Below are 9,095 nucleotides of genomic sequence, written 5' to 3'. Positions count from 1 at the left end.
TATATCACTGATTTAATTTTTTCAAAGTTAGCTCTCGACCTGAGTTGCGAAAAAATCCGTCTGTTGTATGACGAGTGTTTGAGCATCGGGAGGTTAGCTGCTTAAAAATTTACCGGAGTATTGATAACTGTATCAACTAAACTTATCCAGGTTTCACCCCAGTTATCCGAAAACCAGCAACCATAACCCCAGATGTGACAGCCGCCAATCAGATTATCAAATGCATCAGATTCCATTACTTGTGCTGGAATAGAATAAACTGGGGTCCAACTTTGACCACCATCATTTGAAGTAAAATTACCCATCTCTCCACTGACAATTATAGTCCCCTCATTGTTAACTCGAATAGAATACAGCCAGGAATCAGTTATTCCAATATTTTCCCAGGTATCTCCACCATCAAGCGACCGGTAAAAACCAGGCCCTATGTATTGAAAATCCACACATACAGCATAGATTTCTCCATTTAATCCGAAAGCCATATCGCCAAAGTATTGAACACCATTATTGGGATAAACAATATCCCAGGTATTACCGTTATCAGAGGATCGTAATATGTCTGACCATCCGATAGCAAAAATATCACCGGAAGGTGAAAAACTAATTTTTAAAATATTACCGCCGCCCGAATAAACCTGTTCAAAACTATTACCATCGTCAGATGACCTGTATATCGTACCGTTAGCACCCAGGAACAGAATACCTTCCGGATTATACCGGATTGTATAAATATTAATATAAGGGCTTGTTGTATCTACATCTAACAATTCCCAGGTGTTTCCATCATCATATGATCTGAAAAGCCCGAAAAATTCATTATCCGCTCCTGTCGCGACAAACAGGATGTCCTCCTTTTCTGCATTCAGGGCTTTCGGGCCGAGTGTATCAGGGAAATTAACAGGCTCCCAGATATTTTGAGCTAAGGAGAAATTGGCAATAAAAACTAACAAAATTTGCAAAAGTTTTTTCAATTTATTATAGGATTGCTGTTTTGTAAAGAAGCATTAATAAGCACCTTAAAGATAGGAAAATTCACAAATGAAAATATTTCCTGAAAACCTCAAAAAGAGCACAAAAACCTTTCGGAGTTGCCCGTTCTCCACATCTCCGTTTCTCCGTAGTAAACAAAGAAGTCAGGCTTTAACCGGATTTCCTGATTTTTCCTTAGTTTTGCCTGGAATTACAGAAGATTCTGAGATTCATCAAAGTTATAAAATCAATAAAAGACTGATACCATGAAAAACCAAGTATTATTTCCCCTTGTCATCTTAATTTCCGGAGCATTATTGTTTAGTTGTTCCAAACCCATTGAAAAAAAGCTTGCCGGTATGTGGAAGGTGGAAGATGTTCAATTCAACACTAATTTACGGATAGATCCCGGCACCCTTGAAGCTTCGAAAGAAAGCCAGAAAGCGATCAGCTATGAATTGCTGGAAGATTTTACGGCAAAGGTCCATGCCGGTTTCTCTGTTTTGGAGGGGAACTGGATTTATAAAGAAGCAGAGAGCAGTGTTTACATGGTGTTTTCAGGGACTTTCGACACCATTCTCTTAGGCCGGTATGAGAAAGGAAAGCTTATCAACGAAGAAACGAGACCTGATATCACGATCACGACCATCTTCATAAAAGAAAACAAAAAGGATTGATCTTATTGCCGGGAAATAAATTTTACGGCAAAGAAGATTGATTCCAGTTCCCGCAGGTAATATTTCTTTACATCATTTGGATTATACACATAGCCATCGAGTGTGATGACTTTATTATTTGCCGTATCGATAAAGGTATAATTGATAAAAGGCCCGCCCATAAAATCATTTTCAACTTCCCATAAGCCCCTGGTTTCTACAGCATAGCCTCCCGGAAAATCCGTTATTGTATCGAAAACCGGCGGTACATTTTCTTCAGCAACTTTCATAAAAGATGTAGGCGACGGTCCCGGAATATATTCCAGGGTAATGGTATTTCTCCATCGGATAATATGTCGCGGATTAAAAACGATCGTATCATGATAGTCCATGGTATATATCATGATGCCCAGTTCCAGGGCCTGTTTGACTTTAGTAACTTTATGCCTGAGCCAGAGAAAATCTTTTGTTTCTTTTGCAAGATAGAATCCTTCCGGCAGAGGAAGTTTGATGCCGAATTTTTTCGCCACGATATCGGAAAGCTTGATATCCATTGCCATATTGTTGATAGAAAGGGTCCTTAGCCGCTCCAGTTCAATAAATAGCTTGATAAAGGTCTCTTTCTTCAGGTCGAATTCTTTATAAAAGGATTGCAGGTCCGGTGCTGTTATCTTGATTACTCTTTGCGGCCCGGCCCAAAGATTTTGTTTCATTTCCGATGTCGTTTGGGTTGCCTGCGGGTTTATATCTGCGATGAAAATATTATGGAATTTTTTAAATATGTCATTTAAATTTTCATCGGCAATGTTAAGCATGTCGAAAACAGGTTCCGGCTGGGAAAGCCCAACCTGTTCAGCCCCGAAGAAAGCCCGGATCGTATCTCCTAAAGGCCCTTCCCACTGGCCTTTATCATTGGTTATGATCAGCAACTCATTAACAGTGCCGGTTGAAGGGAACATCCCTGATTTACCCAGGCTGCAGGATGATAAAAGCGCCAGGAGAATTAATCGTTTAACCATTCCTGCCAATTTTGAGTTTCTGCCCGACCTGCAGTTTGGATGAGTTTCCCATATTATTCCACCTTTTGATATCATCAACAGAAACCCCTTTGTATTGCTGGGCAATGTCCCAAAGCGTATCACCCTTCTTTACGGTATAGTAGAAATACTTATTTTCTGGATTTGATGTCACTTTAGCTGGAGCAGGATCAGGTTCTATTGATTGGGCCAGTGCCGTTTCGCCCGAGACTTTCAGTTTCTGCTTAGGATAAATCGTATTGTTCCTGAGATTATTCCAGGCTTTCAGATTATCCACGGAGCATCCATATTTCTGGGCGATCATGGCCAGGTTTTCCCCCGATTTCACATAGTGAAATTCGGCGGAAGTTGCAGCAGGTTTTGAAGTTGAAGGAGCGCTATTTGTGGCAGTTGATGTCTGTGCAGTTTTTTGCGATGATTTTGTATTTGATGAGGAAGGGACATAGGCATAATTTGAAGAAGGAATAACCACAAGTTGCTGGCCGGGATGGATCATGGTACCTTTCATCCCATTCCACTGCTGGATTTGTTTTACGGAAACATTGTATTTCCTGGCGATAAGGCCTAGGCTTTCACCAGATCTCACGGTATGGTATTGTCGATCCGTTGCTTTTTTAATTTCTACGACCAGTTTTTCTTTTTCCAGCCCGCTTTTACTCTTGTAATTATATATAGATTGCTCATTTTCGGCGAATTTCAAGGCCTGGTCTTTTGGCAGGCGCAGGCTGTAAGTTTTCCCATTATAAGCGGGAATTATGCCAGATTTAAAAACCGGATTTAAGAATTCTATTTCTTCCTTTGAAATATTGAGGAATTCGGAAATCTGGTCGAATGCCAGCGGCTGGCTAACCCAGATAGTATCAATCCCACCATAGAGAATACCTGGATCCAGCGGATACAGGTTGTGTTCTGACGCATAACTCATAACATAGTTCACGGCAATAAAAGCGGGGACATAGCCACGGGTTTCCTTGGGAAGAAAAGGCCAGATTGCCCAATAATCACATACTCCACCGGCTCTTCGGATGGCTTTTTTCACATTCCCGGAACCTGAATTATAAGCTGCCATGACCAGGTTCCAATCGCCGAACATAGCGTATAGATCACGTAAATGCCGGCATGCCGCATCGGTGGCCAGATATGGGTCAAACCGGTCGTCGGTAAGGGAAGTCACTTTCAAGCCATAAAGCTTACCGGTGTAATACATGAATTGCCATAGCCCTTTGGCCCCGGCTCGTGAACCGGCAGTGGGATTCAAGGCGGATTCCACAACGGCCAGGTATTTCATTTCCAATGGAATGTCATATTTATCCAGGTATTCCTCAATCATCGGAAAATAGATCTCTTTCAGGCCTAATATTTTTGACATGAGTTGACGTTTTCCCACAGCATATAATTCTATAAATGATTTAACCGATTGGTTATAGGTTAAATCGAGAGGAGTTTCCTGATCCAGTTTTTCAATCCTTGCTCTGTAAACAGAATCAGAATAAACAGGGACGTGCCCCATGGGAAAATTATATACATTTAATAAAGAAGTGTCCGTATTAAAATAATAATCCTGGAAGTAAGGAATAGAAGTCAGGCTATCGAGCATACCTATAGTAATGGATTCATTCAGGATCTTATCAGCCTGGTCAACATCATTAATCAATTGATTTCCTTTATTGATAAGGGAATCGGGATCCGGGATGTCATCTGTCTGATAAAGGTCATCTGGCGTGATCGTAGTATCGGTAACCTGGCCAAATCCTATTGCTGGTAGACTTGAGAAATAAATAAAAGGCACGATCAGGATGGTGAGTATTAAATATTTCGTTTTCAATGTGAATGGAGCCATTAATCAAGGTTTTAATTATAACAGGCAATAAAAGTAACCATCGAATGCCCGGTACCGGAATTTCGAAAGTCATAAATATTAACACCGTAAAGTTAAGAAAATTGCACCGATGTTTTTTTTTCAGGAAGGAAAAGATTAGTCGGCAGTCGGCAGTCAGCGGTCAGCGGTCAGCGGTCAGCGGTCAGCAGTAACCACCACTAACCACTAACGACTAACCAGTTTTATCCTTTTTTATAGAAATAAGTCCTGATAATATCTTCAGCCTCTTTTTTGCTCCAGGCGTCGAATCCCTGGTCAACCACCCGTTCAATCAAAGGGGCCGGGAGAAATGGCGTGATCAGCTCATAGATATCGCCTGCTTTCAGGCCGCGGATGTCTGTCAGGACATCTCCGAGCGGATGTCCGCCCTGCTCTATTATTGGCCGGGCATCAAGCTGTTTGACGATCCTCTCACGGTTAAACCATGATGGTTGTTTATCTGATCTGCCGGGAACAGATTCGATACCTTCCAGGATATCCTGTCCCACGCGGTTTCGCAATGCATTTACGAGTGAATGCACCGGGATCTCACCGACTATTGCGGCATGTTGAAGGGTAGTGACACGGGCAATAGTCCGCCGCAAAACCGGATTTTGTAATTTTTTGAAAACAGGCGCCATCTCAATCAATAATGATTCCAGTTCGGGATAAGCGCTCAAAAGGTCATGGACCTTGGTTTTAGGTGTTATGATAAGTTTTTCAGTTTCCATTGTTTATTCAGTTTTATGATAAGATAAAATTCTTTGTTCGCCCTTGAGTGCGCGTCTTTCGGTAAGATCCTGGGAAACTTCGAGTGTTCCGAGAAAATTGCCGTTATCATCCCTGAGGGCGTAGTATTCGATAAATATAAACTTCCCTTTCATCTGAATCCAGAACGGGGCATGGTCTTCTTTCCCGCTCCTGAAATCTTCCTGGATCTGTTCAACGATGTGAACGCTGGAAGGAGGATGGCAGAGCTTGACATCGCGGTTGAGAATAGCCCTGCTGCGCTGGAAGATCCTTTCCTTTCCCTGGCTGAAGTACCTGACCTTTTCATTTTTATCGACAAAGGTCATATCTACCGGGAGGATGTTGAGAATGGCCTGGAGTTCAGTTTTGGTAAAGCTTCCGGAGGGCAAATGGATCAAATCTGAATCGTGGGATTCCGTCATGTCCGCTTCGGTATTTTCCGGTTTCCATTCTACATCCGGGTCGTAAAGGCAGAAGCCGATCTCAAGCGTCTGCTTACAGATCTCGTACCATTCCAGTTCCGTCAGTTTATCGTATGACATGGGTAGGAGGATCTGGTCCTCTTTCAGGGTCATATCTGCTACAGCCGCAGATGCAGGTTGAAGGATCATTTTAACTGCAGTTTCTGCGTCTTCCATGGTAAATCCTTCCGGGCTCCCGAGCAGTTCAATGGAAGCTTTCAGTAACTCCCTGATCTCATCATGTTTGCCCCACATCACCTTTGGGGGGCCTGTAATACCGTACCTTTCAAGGTACGGAAAAAGAAGGTTTTCCTTTCTGACATAGTGCTTTTCGACATCCATAAGGCTGTTGAAGAGCGATTTCATTTCCATGAAAAAGGATGGGATCTCCTGCTCTGATTTAAGTGTATCAATCCGCTTGTACAGGGTTTCGAGCTGTCCAGCGACCTTTCGCAGTTCTGCGTTTTCCCGTTTAAACGTATCGACAGGGTGCCCCGGGGGGACGATTCTCATCCCTGACAGGTCGATATGGCCATCCAGCGCCTGCGTATGGAGATCGCAGAATTTCAGCACTTCCTCATTGCTCAGGGCGCCTTCGTTGATCAATTGTTGCTCGACTTCCACTACTTCTCCGTAAGGGATGGTTTTCAGCAATGTGATCAGTTCTTTTCGCACCTCATCTACCGATTCACCGGCATGAAGCTTCAGGATCATTTTTTTAAGAAGTTCCTTTCTTCTTTCGGAATTATTGATTAGTTCACTCATGGTGATTTTGAAATTAGAAAGTTGAAACTAGAAACTTGGAATTTGAAATTTGGAATTTGGAATTTTTTACTCCTTGATCATTGTCAGCAACATCTTGAACCTCTCTGTGGCGTTCACAGCGTGTGGTATATTAGCCGGCATGATGATAGCCTGGCCGCCGGTCAGCATAAAAGGCACGCGGTTGATCAGAATTTCGGCCTGACCTTCGAGAACCTGTATCATGGCATCAAAAGGAGCCGAATGCTCGCTGAGTTTCTGTCCTTTGTTGAATGCAAAAAGGGTTACATTGCCCTTTTCTTTTTGTATCACCCGCTTGCTTACGATGCCTTCCGGGCTGTAATCGACTTTTTCGGTGAAATTGATGATTTGCGAATGGGAAAATAGTTGAGTATCCATAGTATTAATTTTAAATTTTAAATTTTGAATTTTAAGTTCGGGACTAGAATTAATTTTAAGTTTTAAATTTTGAATTTTAAGTTGAGGACTAATTTAAATAGTACTTTGTTCTAAGCCCTTTGCTTTTCTAAATCCATTCCTCCATCAGCACTTCCCCTTTGATGCTGATAACGGTTTTTCTGATAGGGATTTTACGGCTGGCAGCATCACGGGCGATCTGGGCGATGTGCACCAGTCCGCTGCAGCAGGGGACCTCCATTACCAAGACCTGCAGCGATTTGATCTCTGATTCATCGATCATGGCTTTCAATTTTTCGACATAAGCCTCTTTGCCGGAATCCAGCTTGGGGCAGGCAATAGCGAGGCTATTACCCTGCAGGTACTCCTGGTGGAAATTACCCACGGAAAAAGCAACGCAATCGGCTGCGAGAACGACATCAGCGTTCCTGAAGTAGGATGCGCCGGGATTGATAAGGTGCATCTGCACCGGCCACTGGCGGAGTTCTGATTTTATTGAGACAGGGACAGCGACAAATGCTGGTTCATCTTTACCGGCCTTTTCGACCTGATCTATATCAATAGGAAATTCGATGACCCTTGAGCCGGGGCATCCGCCTGTAACGCATCCAACTCCGCTGAGGCTATTCTGGTAAACCTTATCCAACGCTTTTCCGACATCAAAGGAAAACTTATGGCCGTGATCCGTGAGGTATTCCACGGCAGTTTCAAAATAAACCATTTCGTTATGGTCGAGCAGATGCTTAAGATGAGCAATCACAGTATTTTCGCCGAACTTCACGATCTCTTTGATCACAGCTTTTTCGTTGTAGGGTTCCGCTTCGCGTTCTTCGATTTTGATTGCGCCTTCCGGGCATTCACCGATGCAGGCCCCGAGGCCGTCACACATAAGATCGCTTACCAATCGTGCTTTTCCGTCAATAATTTGCAGGGCTCCCTCAGGGCATGAAGGGATGCATAGCCCGCACCCGTTACATTTGTCTTCATCGATTTTGATTATTTCGCGTAGCATTGTTATTTGTTAGTGGTTATTGATTGTCACTGAGTTGAAATACATTGAAATACATTGAAATACATTGAAATACATTGAAATAAAGAGAAATACATTGAAATAAAGTCGACTTAAGGTTGTAATTTCTGACTTCTGACTTCTGTCTTCTACCGCAAAAGTATAATGGTTCATCAAGCTACAGTGTAACAAATGTTACAAAGAAATGAAATGGCATCTCAAATTTTATTAATTTTATCTGCATGTACGAAATACTTATCCATTGCCCGATTTTCATTGGCCTCACTGAAGAAGAACTTGAAGTGATTTTCAGCAAATCACATCATTTCACAAAAACTTATGAGGTAGGCGAAATAGCAGCCTTCAGCGGGGAAACGGTCAATTTTCTTATGGTCGTCCTTGAAGGCAGCATGAAAGGGGAGATGCAGGACTTCTCAGGAAAGATCATTAAAATAGACGACATCGTCGCTCCGCGTGCTCTTGCTGCGGCGTTTATCTTTGGCAAGCAGAACAAATTCCCGGTGAATGTCATGGCTAATGAAAAGACCCGGATTCTTTACATTCCCAAATATGATTTCATGAAGATGCTACAAGCCGATATCAGGATACTGCAGAATTTCCTGAATGTCGTTTCCAGCCAGACGCAGATGCTGGCCAGTAAACTTAAATTCCTTTCCTTTAAAACCATAAAGGGCAAGATCGCCCAGTATATCTTGGGTCTGGCCGGACCGGATAAGGACATGGTTGAAATACCTCTAACACAGAACGACCTCGCCGAGCAATTTGGGGTCGCACGTCCTTCCCTGGCTCGCGCACTTGGTGAAATGGCACAGGAAGGGATCCTCCGGGTTGACCGCCGGATGATCAGGATAGTTGACAGGAGAAGGCTGCGGGAAGTAGGCAGTTGACAGTTGGCAGTGGGCAGTTGGACAATTAAGCATGGAGGCATGGTGGCATGGGGGCGTGGAATTCATGGACGATTGAACATGGACGCCTGCCCGCCTACCGGCGGGATGGACGATGTTCCATTTAATTAGGCGAAAGAACGAACAGGCCAACAAACGATATAGAAGCGAAGTAGGTAAAATCAATGTTTTTAATCATCCCGAAGGGATGTTTGAAAGTAGCCCGGGACGTCAGTCCCGGGGATAAAGGCAGCGCGTACAAATCAAGTCC

General features: G+C 43.2%; 9 protein-coding genes. 2 read left to right on the top strand and 7 right to left on the bottom strand.

All coding sequences use genetic code 11. From position 1 onward, the window contains the following. Positions 1-101 precede the first annotated feature (101 nt). Positions 102-950, bottom strand: a complete 849-nt coding sequence (locus M0Q51_14610; protein MCK9401208.1) for a hypothetical protein — start codon at positions 948-950, stop codon at positions 102-104. A 285-nt stretch (positions 951-1,235) separates the two neighbouring features. Here M0Q51_14610 and M0Q51_14605 point away from each other — a divergent pair, with 285 nt between their 5' ends. Beyond that, positions 1,236-1,646 (top strand): hypothetical protein, encoded by a 411-nt coding sequence (locus M0Q51_14605; GenBank protein ID MCK9401207.1) that lies wholly within the window; start codon positions 1,236-1,238, stop codon positions 1,644-1,646. A 2-nt stretch (positions 1,647-1,648) separates the two neighbouring features. On the opposite strand, the gene M0Q51_14600 is transcribed toward M0Q51_14605, so the two are convergent. The 6 genes from M0Q51_14600 to M0Q51_14575 form a co-directional block, all read right to left on the bottom strand. After that, entirely contained in the window at positions 1,649-2,644 is a 996-nt protein-coding gene (locus tag M0Q51_14600; protein MCK9401206.1) for a DUF4837 family protein, read from the bottom strand. Further along, positions 2,637-4,502, bottom strand: coding sequence for a LysM peptidoglycan-binding domain-containing protein (locus tag M0Q51_14595; protein MCK9401205.1), 1,866 nt, complete (start codon positions 4,500-4,502; stop codon positions 2,637-2,639). Before M0Q51_14595 ends, M0Q51_14600 begins: the two co-directional genes overlap by 8 nt. A 221-nt stretch (positions 4,503-4,723) precedes the next feature. Next, positions 4,724-5,251 carry a DUF1858 domain-containing protein gene (locus tag M0Q51_14590; GenBank protein MCK9401204.1) on the bottom strand — a complete coding sequence of 176 codons (528 nt, stop codon included), beginning with the start codon at positions 5,249-5,251 and terminating at the stop codon, positions 4,724-4,726. A 3-nt stretch (positions 5,252-5,254) separates the two neighbouring features. After that, positions 5,255-6,496, bottom strand: coding sequence for a DUF438 domain-containing protein (locus tag M0Q51_14585; GenBank protein MCK9401203.1), 1,242 nt, complete (start codon positions 6,494-6,496; stop codon positions 5,255-5,257). Between the two features lie 66 nt (positions 6,497-6,562). Then, entirely contained in the window at positions 6,563-6,892 is a 330-nt protein-coding gene (locus tag M0Q51_14580; GenBank protein ID MCK9401202.1) for a cupin domain-containing protein, read from the bottom strand. 127 nt (positions 6,893-7,019) lie between these two features. Beyond that, entirely contained in the window at positions 7,020-7,922 is a 903-nt protein-coding gene (locus tag M0Q51_14575; GenBank protein MCK9401201.1) for a 4Fe-4S binding protein, read from the bottom strand. 239 nt (positions 7,923-8,161) lie between these two features. On the opposite strand from M0Q51_14575, the gene M0Q51_14570 reads away from it, so the two are divergent. Beyond that, complete coding sequence (locus M0Q51_14570; protein ID MCK9401200.1) at positions 8,162-8,827, top strand: Crp/Fnr family transcriptional regulator; 666 nt, start codon at positions 8,162-8,164, stop codon at positions 8,825-8,827. Positions 8,828-9,095: the final 268 nt, after the last annotated feature.

The organism is Bacteroidales bacterium (assembly GCA_023229505.1).
In the GTDB taxonomy this organism is placed as follows: domain Bacteria; phylum Bacteroidota; class Bacteroidia; order Bacteroidales; family JAGOPY01; genus JAGOPY01.
Note: the sequence above shows the minus strand (reverse complement) of the source record. Positions and strands in the feature narration are given on the sequence as shown.

Coding starts and splice junctions, on each gene's coding strand:
- M0Q51_14605 (MCK9401207.1), top strand. CDS start 1,236: ATGAAAAACCAAGTATTATTTCCCCTTGTCATCTTAATTTCCGGAGCA.
- M0Q51_14600 (MCK9401206.1), bottom strand. CDS start 2,644: ATGGTTAAACGATTAATTCTCCTGGCGCTTTTATCATCCTGCAGCCTG.
- M0Q51_14595 (MCK9401205.1), bottom strand. CDS start 4,502: ATGGCTCCATTCACATTGAAAACGAAATATTTAATACTCACCATCCTG.
- M0Q51_14590 (MCK9401204.1), bottom strand. CDS start 5,251: ATGGAAACTGAAAAACTTATCATAACACCTAAAACCAAGGTCCATGAC.
- M0Q51_14585 (MCK9401203.1), bottom strand. CDS start 6,496: ATGAGTGAACTAATCAATAATTCCGAAAGAAGAAAGGAACTTCTTAAA.
- M0Q51_14580 (MCK9401202.1), bottom strand. CDS start 6,892: ATGGATACTCAACTATTTTCCCATTCGCAAATCATCAATTTCACCGAA.
- M0Q51_14575 (MCK9401201.1), bottom strand. CDS start 7,922: ATGCTACGCGAAATAATCAAAATCGATGAAGACAAATGTAACGGGTGC.
- M0Q51_14570 (MCK9401200.1), top strand. CDS start 8,162: ATGTACGAAATACTTATCCATTGCCCGATTTTCATTGGCCTCACTGAA.